This window comes from Allorhizobium sonneratiae, from assembly GCF_023700755.1.
GTDB lineage: Bacteria > Pseudomonadota > Alphaproteobacteria > Rhizobiales > Rhizobiaceae > Allorhizobium > Allorhizobium sonneratiae.
Genome location: NZ_JAMKOJ010000018.1, coordinates 1 through 18,698, shown reverse-complemented (window position 1 = coordinate 18,698; position 18,698 = coordinate 1). Strand labels below are relative to the sequence as shown.

17 protein-coding genes and 1 tRNA gene are annotated in these 18,698 nt (G+C 56.4%); 2 read left to right on the top strand and 16 right to left on the bottom strand.

Going from position 1 to position 18,698, the window contains the following annotated elements:
* Positions 1-111: 111 nt before the first annotated feature.
* The 4 genes from fusA to NAC44_RS20805 form a co-directional block, all read right to left on the bottom strand.
* Entirely contained in the window at positions 112-2,211 is a 2,100-nt protein-coding gene (fusA, locus tag NAC44_RS20820) for an elongation factor G (protein WP_250943560.1), read from the bottom strand.
* A 31-nt stretch (positions 2,212-2,242) separates the two neighbouring features.
* Entirely contained in the window at positions 2,243-2,713 is a 471-nt protein-coding gene (gene rpsG / locus NAC44_RS20815; RefSeq protein WP_250943558.1) for a 30S ribosomal protein S7, read from the bottom strand.
* An 84-nt stretch (positions 2,714-2,797) separates the two neighbouring features.
* Positions 2,798-3,169 carry a 30S ribosomal protein S12 gene (rpsL, locus tag NAC44_RS20810; RefSeq protein WP_003507760.1) on the bottom strand — a complete coding sequence of 124 codons (372 nt, stop codon included), beginning with the start codon at positions 3,167-3,169 and terminating at the stop codon, positions 2,798-2,800.
* Entirely contained in the window at positions 3,156-3,542 is a 387-nt protein-coding gene (locus NAC44_RS20805; RefSeq protein WP_250943555.1) for a hypothetical protein, read from the bottom strand. The genes rpsL and NAC44_RS20805 overlap by 14 nt, the downstream gene beginning before the upstream one ends.
* Before the next feature lie 137 nt (positions 3,543-3,679).
* Between NAC44_RS20805 and NAC44_RS20800 the strand changes: the two genes are divergently transcribed.
* Together NAC44_RS20800 and NAC44_RS20795 are read left to right on the top strand one after the other, a co-directional pair.
* A complete protein-coding gene (locus tag NAC44_RS20800; RefSeq protein ID WP_250943553.1) occupies positions 3,680-3,973 on the top strand; it encodes a transcriptional regulator in 294 nt (97 codons plus the stop codon).
* Complete coding sequence (locus tag NAC44_RS20795) at positions 3,906-4,421, top strand: NUDIX hydrolase (RefSeq protein ID WP_250943551.1); 516 nt, start codon at positions 3,906-3,908, stop codon at positions 4,419-4,421. The genes NAC44_RS20800 and NAC44_RS20795 overlap by 68 nt, the downstream gene beginning before the upstream one ends.
* A 15-nt stretch (positions 4,422-4,436) precedes the next feature.
* On the opposite strand, the gene NAC44_RS20790 is transcribed toward NAC44_RS20795, so the two are convergent.
* From NAC44_RS20790 to NAC44_RS20735, 12 genes are all read right to left on the bottom strand, one after another.
* Positions 4,437-5,057, bottom strand: coding sequence for a LysE family translocator (locus tag NAC44_RS20790; protein ID WP_250943550.1), 621 nt, complete (start codon positions 5,055-5,057; stop codon positions 4,437-4,439).
* Positions 5,058-5,212: 155 nt separating this feature from the next.
* Positions 5,213-9,424 (bottom strand): DNA-directed RNA polymerase subunit beta', encoded by a 4,212-nt coding sequence (gene rpoC / locus NAC44_RS20785; protein ID WP_250943548.1) that lies wholly within the window; start codon positions 9,422-9,424, stop codon positions 5,213-5,215.
* Positions 9,425-9,599: 175 nt separating this feature from the next.
* Entirely contained in the window at positions 9,600-13,739 is a 4,140-nt protein-coding gene (gene rpoB / locus NAC44_RS20780; RefSeq protein ID WP_250943547.1) for a DNA-directed RNA polymerase subunit beta, read from the bottom strand.
* A gap of 248 nt (positions 13,740-13,987) precedes the next feature.
* Positions 13,988-14,368 carry a 50S ribosomal protein L7/L12 gene (rplL, locus tag NAC44_RS20775; RefSeq protein WP_250943545.1) on the bottom strand — a complete coding sequence of 127 codons (381 nt, stop codon included), beginning with the start codon at positions 14,366-14,368 and terminating at the stop codon, positions 13,988-13,990.
* A 60-nt stretch (positions 14,369-14,428) separates the two neighbouring features.
* Positions 14,429-14,947, bottom strand: coding sequence for a 50S ribosomal protein L10 (rplJ, locus tag NAC44_RS20770; protein WP_250943544.1), 519 nt, complete (start codon positions 14,945-14,947; stop codon positions 14,429-14,431).
* A 336-nt stretch (positions 14,948-15,283) separates the two neighbouring features.
* The gene (rplA, locus tag NAC44_RS20765; protein ID WP_250943542.1) at positions 15,284-15,979 is read right to left on the bottom strand and encodes a 50S ribosomal protein L1; all 696 of its coding nucleotides are present in this window, start codon (positions 15,977-15,979) and stop codon (positions 15,284-15,286) included.
* A gap of 2 nt (positions 15,980-15,981) precedes the next feature.
* A complete protein-coding gene (gene rplK / locus NAC44_RS20760; RefSeq protein WP_250943540.1) occupies positions 15,982-16,413 on the bottom strand; it encodes a 50S ribosomal protein L11 in 432 nt (143 codons plus the stop codon).
* Positions 16,414-16,563: 150 nt separating this feature from the next.
* Positions 16,564-17,094, bottom strand: coding sequence for a transcription termination/antitermination protein NusG (gene nusG, locus NAC44_RS20755; RefSeq protein WP_250943538.1), 531 nt, complete (start codon positions 17,092-17,094; stop codon positions 16,564-16,566).
* 17 nt (positions 17,095-17,111) lie between these two features.
* Complete coding sequence (secE, locus tag NAC44_RS20750; RefSeq protein ID WP_250943536.1) at positions 17,112-17,312, bottom strand: preprotein translocase subunit SecE; 201 nt, start codon at positions 17,310-17,312, stop codon at positions 17,112-17,114.
* Positions 17,313-17,489: 177 nt separating this feature from the next.
* Positions 17,490-17,565 (bottom strand) — tRNA-Trp (locus NAC44_RS20745).
* 181 nt (positions 17,566-17,746) lie between these two features.
* Entirely contained in the window at positions 17,747-18,415 is a 669-nt protein-coding gene (locus NAC44_RS20740; RefSeq protein WP_250943534.1) for a hypothetical protein, read from the bottom strand.
* 198 nt (positions 18,416-18,613) lie between these two features.
* Positions 18,614-18,698, bottom strand: an 85-nt coding sequence (locus NAC44_RS20735; RefSeq protein WP_154664984.1) for an EF-Tu C-terminal domain-related protein, incomplete at its 5' end; no start/stop codon positions are given.

Here is an 18,698-nt window from a genome sequence, read left to right as displayed (position 1 = left end):
TGTTAACGTGCGGCTTATTGCGCTCAAACTTACTCTTTGCCATTTTCGGCTCTCCATTTCTGTCCCTGAAAAGGGAAAACTATTGATACTCTGGCGAAGGTATGGCTCCGGTCACTTCTGACCGGAGTACTTTGCCTGGATTTCTGCAGCGACGTTGCTCGGTACCGGCGCATAGTGATCGAACACCATGGAGTACTGGGCGCGACCCTGCGACATGGAGCGCAGGTTGTCGACATACTTGAACATGTTGGCCAACGGCACATGGGCATTGATCACCACGGCAACACCGCGGCTTTCCTGACCCTGGATCTGACCACGGCGAGAGTTCAGGTCGCCGATCACGTCACCGACGTAATCTTCCGGCGTGACGACTTCGACCTTCATCATCGGCTCAAGCAACTGTGCACCAGCCTTCTTGGCCGCCTCACGGAAGCAGGCACGCGATGCGATTTCGAAGGCGAGGACCGAGGAGTCGACATCGTGGAATGCACCGTCGATCAGCGTCGCCTTGACGCCGAGCATCGGGAAACCTGCGAGCGGACCAGAGGTCAGAACGCTTTCGATACCCTTCTGAACGCCTGGGATATATTCCTTCGGAACAGCACCGCCGACGATCTTGGATTCGAACTTGAAGTCTTCGCCTTCCGGGTTCGGTTCGAAGATGATCTTGACGCGAGCGAACTGACCGGTACCACCGGACTGCTTCTTGTGCGTGTAATCTTCTTCGTGCGCCTTGGTGATGGTTTCCCGGTAAGCAACCTGCGGAGCACCAACAGTGGCTTCAACCTTGAATTCGCGACGCATACGGTCAACGATGATGTCGAGGTGAAGTTCGCCCATGCCTGCGATGATGGTCTGACCGGATTCGTGGTCAGTCTTAACGCGGAACGAAGGATCTTCAGCAGCCAGACGGTTGAGCGCGAGGCCCATCTTTTCCTGGTCGCCCTTGGTCTTGGGCTCGATGGCGATCTGAATAACCGGCTCAGGGAATTCCATGCGCTCAAGGATAACCTGGTTCAGAGGATCGCAGAGCGTATCGCCCGTGGTGCTTTCCTTCAGACCTGCGAGAGCCACGATGTCACCAGCGAAGGCTTCTTCGATGTCTTCACGCGAGTTGGAGTGCATCTGAAGCATACGGCCAACGCGTTCGCGCTTTTCCTTGACCGTGTTCATCACCGACGCGCCCTTTTCGAGCTTGCCAGAATAGATACGGCAGAAGGTCAGCGAACCAACGAAGGGGTCGTTCATGATCTTGAACGCCAGCATGGACAGCGGCTCAGCATCGTCAGCATGACGCTCGATTTCTGCTTCGGTCTTCACGTCGATGCCCTTGATAGCAGGGATATCGAGCGGGGACGGCAGATATTCAACAACAGCATCGAGCAGAGGCTGAACACCCTTGTTCTTGAAGGCCGTACCGCAGAACATCGGGTGGAACTTAACATCGATCGTGCCACGGCGAACCAGAGCGCGAATTTTGTCGTTGTCTGGCATTTCGCCGTTCAGGTAAGCTTCCATCGCTTCTTCGTCGATCTCAACAACAGTTTCGATCAGCTTTTCGCGATATTCGGCAGCCTTTTCCTTCAGGTCTTCCGGGATTTCAACAACATCCCAAGCAGCACCCAAGGATTCATCGCGCCAGATCAGAGCGTTCATCTCGATCAGATCGACCACACCCTTGAATTCGGCTTCAGCGCCAATCGGCAGCTGCATGACGACAGCCGTTGCACCGAGACGGGTCTTGATCATTTCGACCGAACGGTAAAAGTCAGCCCCGGTCTTGTCCATCTTGTTGCAGAAGATCATACGCGGAACATGATACTTCTCAGCCTGACGCCAGACGGTTTCGGTCTGAGGCTCAACGCCGGCATTGGCATCGAGGAGAGCGATCGCACCGTCGAGAACACGAAGCGAACGCTCAACTTCGATGGTGAAGTCAACGTGACCGGGGGTGTCGATGATATTGAAGCGGCGCATCTTGCCGTCACGACCCTTCCAGAAGGTCGTGGTGGCAGCGGACGTGATGGTGATACCACGTTCCTGCTCCTGCTCCATCCAGTCCATCGTGGCTGCGCCATCGTGAACTTCGCCGATCTTGTGCGACTTGCCTGTGTAATACAGGATGCGCTCGGTCGTGGTCGTCTTGCCGGCGTCGATATGCGCCATGATACCGAAGTTGCGGTAGTCTTCGATTTTATATTCGCGAGCCATATTGGACTGCCTTTCGAAATAGTCGTCTTGATTACCAGCGGTAATGCGAGAAGGCACGGTTCGCGTCAGCCATCTTGTGCGTGTCTTCACGCTTCTTGACGGCGCTGCCGCGATTGTTGGCAGCGTCCAGCAACTCGCCGGAGAGACGATCGACCATGGTGGTCTCGTTGCGCTTACGTGCTGCAGCGATCAACCAGCGGATAGCGAGCGCCTGACGGCGCTCCGGACGCACATCGACCGGGACCTGGTAGGTTGCACCACCCACGCGACGCGAGCGAACTTCAACATGCGGCGCGACATTGTCGAGCGCCTGATGGAAGATCGCAATCGGCTCTTGCTTGGACTTGGACTGAACGGAATCGAAAGCGCCGTAAACGATGCTTTCTGCAACGGACTTTTTGCCGTGCAACATGATTGCGTTCATGAACTTGGTGACAACCAGATCACCGAACTTGGGATCCGGGTTGATTTCACGCTTTTCAGCACTATGGCGACGGGACATCTTATCTTGTCTCTCAACGGTTATGACGCTTTATCACGCGGAGAACCTCGCGCAGCGCCGGAAAATTCTAAATGACGACCGAAATCACTTCGGACGCTTTGCGCCATACTTGGAGCGGCGCTGCTTGCGGTTCTTGACACCCTGCGTATCGAGAACGCCGCGGATGATGTGGTAACGCACACCCGGCAAGTCCTTGACGCGGCCGCCACGAATCATGACGACAGAGTGCTCCTGAAGGTTATGACCTTCGCCGGGGATATAGCCGATGACTTCAAAGCCATTGGTCAGGCGAATCTTGGCAACCTTACGCAGAGCCGAGTTCGGCTTCTTCGGGGTCGTGGTGTAAACGCGCGTGCAAACGCCGCGCTTCTGGGGATTTTCCTGCAGGGCAGGAACCTTGTTGCGCTTGACCTGAGCCTGACGCGGCTTGCGGATCAGCTGGTTAACGGTAGGCATGAAACCATCCCTTGTTATTCTTGTCACTTGAGCCTTGAACGGCTCGCTCAATGCCGTTTCCGGCGACGGCCACACAATCTGTCATGTGCCATTCATGCAAAAAATGTGGCCCCACCCGATTTCTCGGATGGACCACATCAAGCAGAGGACGCATGATATGCGTCATGCGTGCAGCAATCATGTCTTCAAAGTGCGGTTGGATCCCTGTTTGTTGCCCGCTTCGGATGACAAGACATCCGAATGCTATAAGCCCCACATTGGCTCCGATGCCGGGCGTACTACTGTTTTCACCCCGTTCCGTCAAGTCATGCGGTGAAATTATTCGTTGAAGCAAGGCAAAGCCAGCACCTTGCCATCCCATGATCAAAGCCAATACGACAGTGGATGAAGACGTTTTTCATGGGGTATCACCGCGGAAATGCTTGACGCAACCGCCGCGAATGCCCACCGTCAACGACATCAGGGGCACGGCGAGGCCGTTTCTCTCTTTCACAGTCCGGGAGCCCGCACATGAATTCTAACCCTGTCAACGATAATCAGGCCGAGGGTCCGATGGTCTTCGTGGTCATCGCCAAAGCCTATGAAACCGCCGGAGGTGAAGGCATCGATCTTCATATTCTGCTGACAGCCCCCGATGACGATTCGGCCATCCGCACCGCCTTGAACGCACTGTCTGAAGAAGGCTTCCTCGAAGCCGATCTCGACCAGATCGGCCTGATCACCGAAGAACCGGTGGATGAGCCGCACGCCTCCGCCTATCAGGGCGCGCTCGAAGGCGAAGTGGCGATCATCCGCTTCAACTAAACTCAGCTTTTTCCCAATGACAGTCCGGATCATCAACAAGGCGCTTATCTATGCCACTTGGCAAGGTGATCTGCTTGTCTTCGATGAGCCGGACTTTCCCGATCTTCTGCCACAGGTCCCCGGCGGCACGATTGAGGCAAAGGAAACGCAATTAGATGCCGCAATGCGGGAATTTGCGGAAGAGACCGGCCTCACTCCACCTCACGAACCTGCCTTCCTGACGCGGATTGATCACCGTGCTGCTCATCTGAAAGAACAGGTGATTCATCGGCGGCATTTCTTTCATGTCGCGCTCAACGGCTCTTTTGCCACTGAATGGCTACGCACCGAACACTTCCCCTCAACCGGCGAACCACCAGTCCTCATGCGCTTTTTCTGGATTCCGGTGAAGGAAGCCCTCTTGCATTTGGGTTATGAACATCAAGCCGCCCTGCCCCTTATTTTATAATTTATAATCCCAATGTCAGCGCGTGAGCGCAGAGCGGATCAAACCAAGCCCTGTCACCGCAAAGACGCCCGCGACCGCCCCTTCAACCCAGCGGCTGCAGCGACGATAGGCATGCATCACACCGGATATCGAAAAAACAAGGGCGTGCATGGCGTAATTGCCAAACCCGATCGCCACACAAACCATAGTGGCTATTCCCATCACGCCATGGCTGCCGTCAGCAGACAAACCCACCGCCAGAACGGCCATCCAGGCCAAAACAGCCTTCGGATTGAAGAGATTGAGAACAAGGCCACGCCAGAACCAGTGCCCTTCCCCGGAAAGTTTTACCTCTTTACTCTCCTTATCTGAAAAGGCACGCAAAGACTGTAAGGCAAGCCATAGCAGATAAATCCCGCCCACTATTTTCACGGCTGTGAAGAGATAAAAGGACGCCTGGAAGACAATACCGAGGCCCGTTACGGCGATTAGTCCCCAAAAGGCCAAACCGATAGAAAGACCGAGACCATACTCAAGCGCAGCCCTACGGCCGAAGCGAATAGCGATCGTGGCAGTGGCGATATTGGCAGGCCCCGGAGAAACCGCCACAACAAGGAAAGCACCTGCAACTCCAATGAGTTCATTGAACATGCTCATATGATGCTCCCGATCCCCGGCATGAGAGAACTTCTACAGCGCCGTGCGCCCAATATGGCGCACGGCGCTGTAATGTGCAGGCGTTAAAAACATCATTCAATAAAAAACGCCGGGCTACAAGCCCGGCGTTTTCATGATCAATCGGTCTTCGCGGCTTATTCGGCGGCAGAAGCGCCCTCGCCTGCCATGTCGCGCAGCATCGGCGTTGCGACATCCGCGCCGGTCCCCTTGCGGCGTTCCTCGAGAATGAGGTCGTCACGCGAGGTGGCGATGCGGCGGATCTGAGTCATGGTGCCGCCGGTACCGGCCGGGATGAGACGTCCGACGATGACGTTTTCCTTGAGGCCCTGCAGCGTGTCCATCTTGCCGGCAATGGCCGCTTCCGTGAGAACCTTGGTGGTTTCCTGGAAGGAGGCTGCCGAGATGAAGGACGGGGTCTGCAGCGATGCCTTGGTGATACCGAGCAACACCGGATCGCCGGAAGCTGGCTTCTTGCCTTCTTCCATGAGCCGTTCATTGACGTCGTCCAGTTCGATCCGGTCGACATTGTCGCCGACGATATACTGGCTGTCGCCAGAATCGGTGATCTCAACCTTCTGCAGCATCTGGCGCACGATGACCTCGATGTGCTTGTCGTTGATCACAACACCCTGAAGACGGTAGACTTCCTGGATTTCATTGACGAGATAGGAAGCGAGCGCCTCCACACCCTTGATCGCCAGAATGTCGTGCGGTGCCGGATTACCGTCGAGGATGTAATCACCCTTTTCGATATAGTCGCCTTCCTGAAGGTGGAAGGGCTTGCCCTTCGGGATCAGGTATTCGACCGGCTCGACACCGTCTTCCGCCGGCTCGATGATGACGCGGCGCTTGTTCTTGTAGTCGCGGCCCAGACGGATCGTACCATCGATTTCGGCGATGATGGCGTGATCCTTCGGACGGCGGGCTTCGAACAGTTCGGCAACGCGCGGCAGACCGCCGGTGATGTCCTTCGTCTTGGCGCTTTCCATCGGCGAACGGGCAAGCACGTCACCCTGGCTGACCTTGGTACCCGGTTCAACCGAGAGGATCGCGTCAACCGAAAGCTGGAAGCGGGCTTCCGCACCACGTGCCAACTTCAAAACGGTGCCTGTCTCGTCCTTGATGACGATGGCGGGCTTCAGATCCGAACCGCGCGGCGTCGAGCGCCAGTCGATAACCTGACGCTTGGTGATACCGGTCGATTCGTCGGTCGCTTCCAGAACGGACAGACCGTCGACCAGATCCTCGAAGTGAACAATACCAGCCACTTCCGTCATCATCGGACGGGTATAGGGGTCCCATTCCGCCAGACGCTGACCGCGCTTGACCTTATCGCCATCATCCACGAACAGCTTCGAACCATAGGCGACGCGCTGCGACGACCGTTCGACACCACGCTCATCGAGAATAGTGATCGACATGTTGCGGCCCATAGCGACGAGAACGCCTTCGGAGTTACGCAGCAGGTTGCGGTTCTTGATCTGGATCGTGCCCTCGTAAGAGGCTTCGAGGAACGACTGGTCAACCACGTTTGCCGTACCGCCAAGGTGGAAGGTACGCATGGTGAGCTGGGTGCCCGGTTCACCAATGGACTGGGCGGCGATAACGCCGACAGCCTCACCGATATTGACCGGCGTACCTCGGGCAAGGTCGCGACCGTAGCAGACCGAGCAGACACCGGTCTGCACTTCGCAGGTCAGTGCCGAGCGGATGCGAACGGACTGGATACCGGCCTTTTCGATCTCGATCACATGCGGCTCGAGGATCATCTGACCCGCCTTGACGAGGTTTTCACCCGTCACAGGATTGTCGATATCGTCGAGAGCCGTACGGCCAAGGATACGGGCGCCGAGCGAAGCAACGACCTGACCAGCATCGACGATGGCAGTCATGGTCAGGCCGGTATCGGTGCCGCAATCGACCATGTTGACGATGCAATCCTGGGCAACGTCGACCAGACGGCGGGTCAGGTAACCCGAGTTTGCCGTCTTCAGCGCGGTATCCGCCAGACCCTTACGGGCACCGTGGGTCGAGTTGAAGTACTCGTTAACGGTGAGGCCTTCCTTGAAGTTCGAGATGATCGGCGTCTCGATGATTTCACCCGACGGCTTGGCCATCAGGCCGCGCATGCCACCCAGCTGACGCATCTGGTTCACCGAACCACGCGCGCCAGAGTGCGACATCATGTAGATCGAGTTCATCTGCTTCTGACGACCGGTTTGCGGATCGAATTCGACGGCCTTGATGCGGGCCATCATTTCTTCCGTGACCTTTTCGGTCGCCTTGCCCCAGGCATCGACGACCTTGTTGTACTTCTCACCCTGGGTGATCAGACCGTCATTATACTGCTGTTCGTATTCCTTCACCAGCGACTCGGTGTCGGCAACGATCTTGGCCTTGGCATCCGGGATGACCATGTCGTCCTTGCCGAAAGAGATACCGGCACGGCAGGCATGGGTGAAGCCGAGCTGCATGATGCGGTCGCAGAAAATCACCGTGTCCTTCTGGCCGCAATGGCGGTAGACCGTGTCGATCATCTTGGAGATGTTCTTCTTGGTCATTTCCTGATTGCAGATGTCGAAGGTGACCTTGCCGTTCTTCGGCAGCAGTTCGCCGATGATCATGCGGCCCGGCGTGGTTTCATAGATCTTCGAATAGGGCTTGCCCTCTTCGTCGATCGACTTGAACCGGCCACGGATCTTGGCGTGCAGGGTGACGACCTTGTTTTCCAGAGCATGGTGCAATTCGCCCATGTCGGAGAAGGCCATGCCTTCGCCCGGCTCATTCTGGTTCATGATCGACAGGTAGTAGAGACCGAGAACCATGTCCTGCGACGGAACGATGATCGGCGCGCCGTTGGCCGGATGCAGGATGTTGTTGGTCGACATCATCAGAACACGGGCTTCAAGCTGGGCTTCCAGCGACAGCGGCACGTGAACGGCCATCTGGTCGCCGTCGAAGTCGGCGTTGAAGGCCGTGCAGACCAGCGGATGCAGCTGGATGGCCTTGCCTTCGACCAGGATCGGTTCAAAGGCCTGGATGCCCAGACGGTGCAGCGTCGGTGCGCGGTTCAGAAGAACCGGATGCTCGCGGATGACCTCATCGAGGATATCCCAGACTTCCGGCTTTTCCTTTTCAACCAGCTTCTTCGCCTGCTTGACGGTGGAGGAATAGCCCTTGGCGTCGAGACGCGCATAGATGAACGGCTTGAACAGTTCGAGCGCCATCTTCTTCGGCAGGCCGCACTGGTGCAGCTTCAGTTCCGGACCGGTCACGATGACCGAACGGCCGGAATAGTCGACGCGCTTGCCGAGCAGGTTCTGACGGAAGCGGCCCTGTTTGCCCTTCAGCATGTCGGAGAGCGACTTCAGTGGACGCTTGTTGGCACCCGTGATGACGCGGCCACGACGACCGTTGTCGAACAACGCATCGACCGATTCCTGCAGCATGCGCTTTTCGTTGCGGATGATGATGCCGGGCGCACGCAGTTCGATCAAGCGCTTCAGACGGTTGTTACGGTTGATGACGCGGCGATAGAGATCGTTCAGATCCGACGTCGCGAAACGACCGCCATCAAGCGGCACAAGGGGACGCAGGTCCGGCGGAATCACCGGCACGACCTTCATGATCATCCATTCCGGACGATTGCCTGATTCCATGAAGTTCTCGACGATCTTGAGACGCTTCATCAGCTTCTTCTGCTTCAGATCGGAGGTAGTGTCCGCCAGTTCCGAACGCAGATCGCCGGCAATGCGCTCCAGATTCATCGAAGCGAGCATTTCATAGATGGCTTCAGCGCCGATCATCGCCGTGAACTGGTCTTCACCATATTCATCGACGGCCATCATATATTCTTCTTCGGAGAGAAGCTGGTTCTGCTTCAGCGCCGTCAGACCTGCTTCCGTGACGATGTAGTTCTCGAAATAGAGAACGCGCTCGACATCCTTCAGCGTCATGTCGAGCAGCGTCGAGATACGCGACGGCAGCGACTTGAGGAACCAGATATGGGCAACCGGGGCAGCAAGCTCGATATGGCCCATGCGTTCGCGGCGCACGCGCGACAGCGTGACTTCAACGCCGCATTTTTCGCAGATGATGCCCTTGTATTTCATGCGCTTGTACTTGCCGCACAAGCATTCATAGTCCTTGATCGGTCCAAAAATGCGGGCGCAGAACAGACCGTCGCGCTCCGGCTTGAAGGTCCGGTAATTGATGGTTTCCGGCTTTTTGATTTCGCCATAGGACCACGACAGGATCTTTTCCGGCGAGGCAATCGAAATCCGGATGGAATCGAAATGCTGTGCCGGAACCTGCGGGTTGAAAAGGTTCATGACCTCTTGGTTCATGCCTGTCTCCTTGTGGGGCGTAACGCCCTCGGCTTGGCGTGGGTTGCGGCCTTCCCGGGAGCCGCACCGCATGCCTTAAACGACAATAACCGCCAAATGCGGCAAAAGTCCCCGCGCCCGATTGCACCCGGGCGGGAGACGGCGCGCGCAGAAAAGCGCGCGCCCATTGTCAGAATTATTCCGCAGCGTCCGGCAACGGATTGGCGGCGTCCGCCGGCTCAAGCTTGGAATTTTCCAGCTCGACCGAAAGACCCAGAGAGCGCATTTCCTTGACCAGAACGTTGAAGCTTTCCGGAATACCGGCTTCGAACGTATCATCGCCACGAACAATCGCTTCATAGACCTTGGTACGGCCCGCCACGTCGTCGGATTTCACCGTCAGCATTTCCTGCAGGGTGTAAGCCGCACCGTAGGCTTCCAGCGCCCAGACTTCCATTTCCCCGAAGCGCTGACCGCCGAACTGCGCCTTACCGCCGAGCGGCTGCTGCGTGACCAGCGAGTAAGGACCGATGGAGCGTGCATGGATCTTGTCGTCAACCAGGTGGTTGAGCTTGATCATATACATGTAGCCAACGGTGACCTTACGGTCGAAGGCTTCACCCGTGCGGCCATCATAGAGAACCGACTGACCCGAGGGATCGAGACCGGCCTTGGTCAGCATCGAGGATACGTCGGTTTCATGCGCACCGTCGAAAACCGGGGTCGCGATGGAAACGCCGCGCTTCGACTGTTCGGCCAGACGAACCAGAGCATCGTCGTCGAACTTCGCCACTTCGTTATGCGCCTGGCTGAAATAGACATCCGTCAAAGTGTCTTTCAGCTCGGTAATGTCGAGGTGCTTGCGATAATCCTCAAGCATCTGACCGATCTTTCGACCCATGCCGGCGCAGGCCCAGGCAAGGTGGGTTTCCAGAATCTGACCGACATTCATACGCGAGGGAACGCCGAGCGGGTTCAGCACGATATCGACATGCGTACCGTCTTCAAGGAACGGCATGTCTTCGATCGGCACGATGCGCGACACAACACCCTTGTTGCCGTGACGTCCGGCCATCTTGTCGCCCGGCTGGATCTTGCGCTTCACCGCAACGAAGACCTTGACCATCTTCATCACGCCCGGAGGCATTTCGTCACCGCGCTGGACCTTTTCGACCTTGTCCATGAAGCGCTGTTCAAGGCGCGACTTGGATTCGTCATACTGGCCGCGCAGTGCTTCGATCTCGCCCTGCACCTTTTCGTTTTCAACGGCGAACATCCACCATTGCGAACGCGGATACTCCGAGATGACGGCATTGTTCAGCTCAACGCCCTTCTTGAAGCCCTTCGGACCGGCAATCGAAACCTGACCACGCAGCATGTCGAGCAGACGGCCATAGACGTTACGGTCGAGGATCGCCTGTTCGTCGTCACGGTCCTTGGCCAGACGCTCGATTTCCTCGCGTTCGATCGCCATGGCGCGTTCGTCTTTTTCAACGCCGTGACGGTTGAACACGCGGACTTCGACGATCGTGCCGAACGTACCGGGCGGCATGCGCATCGAGGTATCGCGCACGTCGGAAGCCTTTTCACCGAAGATGGCGCGCAAAAGCTTTTCTTCCGGCGTCATCGGGCTTTCGCCCTTCGGCGTGATCTTGCCAACCAGAATATCGCCCGGCTGAACTTCTGCACCGATATAGACGATACCGGCTTCGTCGAGGTTTTTCAGCGCTTCTTCCGAAACATTCGGAATATCGCGGGTGATTTCTTCCGGACCAAGCTTCGTATCGCGGGCCATGACCTCGAACTCCTCGATATGGATCGAGGTGAAGACGTCTTCGGCAACGATACGCTCCGACATGAGGATCGAGTCCTCATAGTTGTAGCCGTTCCAGGGCATGAAGGCGACCAGCGCATTGCGGCCGAGCGCCAGATCGCCAAGATCAGTCGAGGGACCGTCAGCGATGATATCGCCCTTGGAGATGACATCTCCAACCGTGACCAGCGGGCGCTGGTTGACGCAGGTGTTCTGGTTCGAACGCTGGAACTTCTGCAGCCGGTAGATATCGACGCCCGACTTGGACGGATCGAGATCTTCCGTAGCGCGGATAACAATACGGGTCGCATCAACCTGGTCGACCACACCGCCGCGACGCGCGCCGATGGCAGCACCCGAATCTCGAGCGACGATCGGCTCCATGCCGGTACCGACGAAAGGTGCTTCCGCTCTCAAAAGCGGCACGGCCTGACGCTGCATGTTCGAGCCCATCAGCGCGCGGTTGGCGTCGTCGTTTTCCAGGAACGGAATAAGCGCGGCGGCAACCGAAACCAGCTGCTTCGGCGAAACGTCCATCAGGTTGATGTTGTCGCGCGGTGCCAGCATCACTTCCCCGGCATGACGGCAAACGACGAATTCTTCCGTGAACGCACCTTCGCCATCCAGCTCGGCATTGGCCTGAGCAACGTAATACTTGGCCTCTTCCATGGCGGAGAGGTAGATCACGTCATTCGTCACCTTGCCGTCGACAATCTTGCGATACGGGCTTTCGATAAAGCCGTATTTGTTGACGCGGGCAAAGGTGGCCAGCGAGTTGATCAGACCGATGTTCGGGCCTTCCGGCGTTTCAATCGGGCAGATACGGCCATAATGGGTCGGGTGAACGTCGCGGACTTCGAAGCCGGCGCGCTCACGGGTCAGACCGCCCGGGCCAAGAGCCGAAAGACGGCGCTTGTGGGTGATTTCCGACAGCGGGTTGACCTGGTCCATGAACTGGCTGAGCTGCGAGGAGCCGAAGAATTCACGAACAGCAGCGGCAGCAGGCTTGGCGTTGATCAGATCCTGCGGCATGACCGTGTCGATCTCGATCGACGACATGCGCTCCTTGATGGCGCGCTCCATGCGCAGAAGTCCGAGGCGATACTGGTTTTCCATCAGTTCGCCGACAGAACGCACACGGCGGTTGCCGAGGTTGTCGATGTCGTCGATTTCGCCCTTGCCGTCACGAAGCTCAACCAGCATCTTGACCACAGCGAGAATGTCGTCCTTGCGCAGAACCCGAACGGTATCCGGCACATCAAGATCAAGACGCATGTTCATCTTGACGCGACCGACAGCCGAAAGATCGTAACGTTCGGCGTCGAAGAACAGCGAGTTGAACATGGCCTCTGCCGACTCCATGGTCGGCGGCTCACCCGGACGCATGACGCGGTAGATGTCGAACAGAGCGTCCTGACGGTTTTCGTTCTTATCGACGGCAAGCGTATTGCGGATATAGGCGCCGACATTGATGTGGTCGATGCCGAGAACCGGGATCTCATCAAAACCCGCATCGAGAATGACCGGCAGAGTCTTCTCGTCGATTTCGTCGCCAGCCTCCAGATAGATTTCACCGGTGTGCATGTTGACAATATCTTCGGCAAGATAATTGCCGTAGAGATCCTCATCAGCAGCCTTCAGCGCCTTCAGGCCCTTATCCTTGAGCTGGCGAAGCAGACGCGGGGTCAGCTTCTTGCCAGCCTCAACCACGACCTCGCCGGTATCGGCATCGACCATTTCGGTGATGGCCTTGGCACCCTTGAGAGCATCCGGCTGGAACGGCACGCGCCAGCCATCGCCGTCACGCTGATAGAGCGACTTCGTATAGAAGGTCGACAGAATCTCTTCGCCATCCATGCCGAGCGCCATGAGAAGCGAGGACACCGGGATCTTGCGGCGGCGGTCGATACGGGCGTGAACAATGTCCTTAGCGTCAAATTCGATATCGAGCCAGGAGCCACGATAGGGAATGACGCGGGCAGCGAACAACAGCTTGCCCGAGGAATGGCTCTTGCCCTTGTCGTGGTCGAAAAACACGCCCGGCGAACGATGCATCTGCGAAACGATGACGCGCTCGGTGCCATTGACGATGAACGTACCGTTATTGGTCATGAGCGGCATGTCGCCCATGTAAACGGACTGTTCCTTGATATCCTTGATCGAGCGGGCGCCTGTATCCTCGTCAATATCGAACACGATAAGACGCAGCGTCACCTTCAGGGGCGCCGCATAGGTCAGATCGCGCTGACGGCATTCGTCGACATCGAATTTCGGCGGCTCGAATTCGTAGGACACAAATTCCAGCATCGATGCGCCGGAGAAATCCGTGATCGGGAAGACGGATTTGAAAACAGCCTGAAGCCCCTCATCGGGACGACCGCCTTGCGGCTCGTCAACCATGAGGAACTGATCGTAAGATGCCTTCTGAACCTCGATGAGGTTCGGCATTTCTGCCACTTCTGGAATTTTTCCGAAAAACTTGCGTACGCGCCTGCGACCGTTAAAGGTAAGGGTCTGAGCCATCGTCGCTCCTTGTCAGTTTGCACCCGGGCCTGCCACAGACGGAAACCACTGGCCAGACGGTTCCGTCACTTATGGATCGTCAATCTCGTTTTCTTCAACACGCTGAGGCCGGATTGCCTGAGACGGAAAAAGAAAACCATCCTCTTGAGAACCCATTACCCAAAAGCCGTTTTACCGGCTTTTGGGTAATGATTTCCGAAGGAAGAAGGGTCGGGAGAGCCAAACTCTCCCGACCGCAGCATCCGATATTACTTAACGTCAACCTTGGCGCCAGCGTCTTCAAGCTTCTTCTTGAGATCAGCGGCTTCAGCCTTGGAAACAGCTTCCTTGACCGGCTTCGGAGCGCCTTCGACCAGGTCCTTGGCTTCCTTGAGGCCAAGACCGGTGATGGCGCGAACTTCCTTGATGACGTTGATCTTGTTTGCGCCAGCGTCGGTCAGGATAACGTCGAATTCGGTCTTTTCTTCTTCGACGGCAGCAGCAGCGCCTGCACCACCGGCAACGGCAGCAACAGCTACCGGAGCAGCAGCGGAAACGCCCCACTTTTCTTCGAGCATCTTGGACAGCTCAGCGGCTTCCAGGACGGTCAGGGAGGACAGGTCTTCTACGATCTTTGCGAGATCAGCCATTGTTGTATTCCTTTTGTGTTCGGTTCGAACTGGTTTGGTTATGAACAGCGAAAAACCGCCTCAAGCGGCTTCGTCCTTCTTTGCATAGGCCGCGAAAACACGGGCAAGCTGAGCTGCCGGAGCCTGAACGACGCCTGCGATACGGGTAGCCGGGGTCTGAATCATACCCAGCAGCTTTGCACGCAGTTCGTCCAGCGAAGGCATGGTCGCAAGCGACTTGACACCTTCCGCGTTAAGCGTGGTCGCACCCATGGCACCACCCAAGATAACGAGCTTGTCGTTGGTCTTGGCGAAATCCATGACGACCTTGGGAGCCGTTACCGGGTCTTCGCTGTAAGCAATCAGCGTCTGTCCCGTGAAGAGATTGATCATCCCTTCCGACTCCGTACCCTGAAGAGCGATCTTGGCCAGACGGTTCTTCGCGACTTTGACGGTGCCGCCAGCAGCGCGCATTTTCGAACGGAAGTCGTTCATCTGCGCAACGGTGACACCAGCATAGTGGGCCACGACAACCGAACCGGAAGCCTTGAAGACTTCGTTCAGCTCCGTGACGAATTCGCGTTTTTCCGCTCTTTCCACTGTCTGTCTCCAGTAGATGGGACCGCAATCCTGCAGGCCCCATCGGGTTTGCCTTTGCCGCAAGGGTATCTCGACTGTTCAAGATCCCCAGCGACGCTCAAGGATCCTGCCCCCTCGCACTGACAGTGTCAGGCACAAGGCGCACCAGGCTCGAACCGATCATCAAGACGTCATCAGACGTTTCAAAAAATTCGGGTCTTACCCGTCTCATGCAGGCGAGTATTAAGGCTTGCGCCACCCACAATCTCGGACAGGAGTGCCTGATCTTTCGACCAGGCATTTCTGGTCCCGAAGGACCGGAAACTCTTCAAATTCCAGACATTAAGCCCGGAAAACTTATGCGGTCACCGTGGCGGGATCAATCTTGACGCCCGGACCCATGGTGGAGGAAATGGCAACGCGCTTGACATAATTGCCCTTGGCGCCTGCCGGCTTTGCCTTGATAACCGCGTCAGCGAAAGCCTTGATGTTTTCTTCCAGCGCCTTGGCATCGAAGGAGGCCTTGCCGATGCCAGCGTGAATGATACCGGCCTTTTCAACGCGGAACTCGACAGCACCGCCCTTGGAAGCCTTGACCGCACCGGTGACATCCATGGTCACTGTGCCGACCTTCGGGTTCGGCATCATGCCACGAGGGCCAAGAACCTTACCGAGACGACCGACGAGGGGCATCATGTCCGGGGTGGCAATGCAGCGATCGAAATCGATCTTGCCGCCCTGAACGATTTCCACCAGATCCTCTGCGCCAACCACGTCCGCACCGGCAGCCTTGGCTTCATCAGCCTTGGCGCCACGCGCAAAAACGGCAACGCGAACGTCACGACCGGTGCCGTTCGGCAGATTAACTACACCACGGACCATCTGGTCGGCATGACGCGGATCGACACCGAGGTTCATCGCGATTTCGATGGTTTCATCGAACTTGGCCACGGCACGTTCCTTGACCATGGAGATGGCATCGGAAAGAGCAACGAGCTTTGTCGGATCAACACCTTCACGGATCTTCTGAATACGCTTTGCAAGCTTGGCCATGATCAACCCACCACTTCCAGGCCCATGGAGCGGGCAGAACCTTCAACCATCTGCATCGCGCCTTCGATATCGGCAGCGTTCAGATCCTTCATCTTGGCTTCAGCGATCGCACGGACCTGAGCCTTGGTGATCGAGCCAGCCTTGCCACCCTTGCCGGGGGTCTTGGAACCGGACTGAATCTTCGCCTCCTTCTTCAGCCAATAGGTCATTGGCGGCTGCTTCATTGCGAAGGTGAAGGACTTGTCCTGGTAATAGGTGATGACGACCGGGATCGGCATACCCTTTTCCATTTCCTGCGTGGCGGCATTGAACGCCTTGCAGAATTCCATGATGTTTACGCCACGCTGACCAAGGGCCGGGCCGATCGGCGGGGACGGGTTTGCCGATCCTGCCTTGACCTGCAGCTTGATCTGGCCTGCAACTTTCTTAGCCATTTCTCTCTGCCTTTCGAATATGCCGGTTGCCCGGCGGCTGCGGTTGCGTGGTCCGGCTGAACAGGATCCGGCTAAGATCCCTCACCTTCCACGCGTATCTGCGGGAGTACCCGCCTGCCGCCAGCCAGAGCCGGCAGCAAATTCCAGTGATCAGACTTTTTCGACCTGACCGTATTCAAGCTCGACCGGGGTCGCACGACCGAAGATCGAAACCTCGACCTTGAGGCGTGACCGCTCCTCATCAACATCCTGAACGACACCATTGAAGGAAGCGAACGGACCGTCGGAAACACGAACCTGCTCACCAATCTCAAAGCTGAGCGACGATTTCGGCCGCTCAACACCTTCCTGAACCTGACCGAGAATACGCTCTGCCTCATGATCAGGAATCGGAACCGGCTTGTTATCAGAACCGAGAAAACCCGTCACCTTGGGCGTATTCTTGATCAGATGATAAACCTCATCCGTCAGACTGGCACGAACCAGAACATAACCAGGGAAGAATTTGCGCTCCGAATCGACCTTGCGGCCACGACGAACCTCAACAACCTTCTCGGTCGGCACCAGGATCTTCTCAAACAAATGCTCAAGCCCCTTCTGGCGAGCCTTGTTCTCGATGTCCTCAGCCACTTTTTTTTCAAAATTTGAATAAGCGTGGACGATATACCAACGCGCCGCCATGTTCGTCTCCGCTCAGATTAGTTGCCGAGGTTCAGCACAAGGCTGAGCACCCAGCCAATCAGCTGGTCCGCGGCGAAAAAGAACAACGAGGCAAAGATCACCATGGCCAAAACCATCGCCGTCGAAATCAAAGTCTCACGACGAGACGGCCAAGAGACCTTGGACGTCTCGGAGCGCACCTGTTGCAGAAACGCGAATGGGTTTGTCTTCGATGCCATCTATTGCTCACGCATTTACGGCGCGTAAAGCTGATATTCAGCCCCACGCACCGCGTGTCTGTTAAACCCTACATAAACCCCGATACACGATAAAGCAAGTGCAAAAAGGAGTTTGATGAATTTACCATATGATCAATCAACCCAAAGCAAGTCAAGCCATGAAATCAAAATTGACAATGGCAGGGGCAGAGGGGCTCGAACCCCCGACCTGCGGTTTTGGAGACCGCCGCTCTACCAGCTGAGCTATACCCCTTCACAGATCCGCTTGCGGACCGGATGTTTCATCCGTTTCTGTGGGGCTTCGTTTAAGACGGCTCCGGACAATTGGCAAGCGCATTTTTTAAATTTTCTGTGTTTTCTCAACGTGAACCGAAAAGCGTTGGATACCCATCGCCTTGCCACGCATATAAAAGCGCCATCACGGGGCCAAAACCTTACCAATGCCGTTCATAGCGCGCATTGATGCTCGATTGTGGCTCACTCCACAGATCTGAAACCGAAGCAGAAAGATTGATGTCGTCAAACAGCGTCTTCTGCAACCCCAACGAACTGGTTGCCACTGCTCCCTGCGATTCGATGGTCGCCTGTGTGTAGAAGGACGTATCCCAGTCGGATATTGACATTTCTAGCCTCTGGCTGGCCGATAGGAGCGCCCCTGCACTATCAAGATGCTGCGCCGCCAGAGTTCTATTCGAATCAAAAACGATATCACCCGTCAATGGCCAGGAATTACTTCGCTCCAGCGCGACACGCGCAAGACCCGTCTGCGGATCCAGATTGGCCCGTAACCACGAGGTAGGGCCGGACGAATCAGCGCTGCCCTCGACTTGCATTCGCGCAAAAAACGTCAGTGGAAAAGTCGAAGGATCAACGACACCGCTTTTTTCTGCGATCATTGATGTATCGAGACCAAACTGCATGTCGGAATAGCTGTTGACCCGTACCCCCGTTTCAATAGCCACCCCATTGTCACCGGATTTCGTTACCGACCACATCAGCGGCTTCGCCACATCAATCGCGTGGGCGTTTGCGCTCAGGCAGCATGCACTTATAAAAATTGTAAAGCCGGCTGTACGCCGCAGACTGAGGAAAAATGGGTTCATTCTGTCCGAAATCACGCGTTGGTGTTGCCAATGGCAGTACTCATCTGCCCGTTCACCCAGCCCATATGATTATTGTCAATCTCAGGCAGTCTGCCAAGTCCATTTTTCGCAATGCAGCACATCAATGACAAGACGTGATCGCAAAAGCAAAAGGGCCCCGCCAATTGGCGGAGCCCTTCATCAAAAATACAAGGAAACTTACTCGATGATCGAAGCGACGATACCGGCGCCGACGGTACGGCCACCTTCGCGGATTGCGAAGCGCAGCTTTTCTTCCATCGCG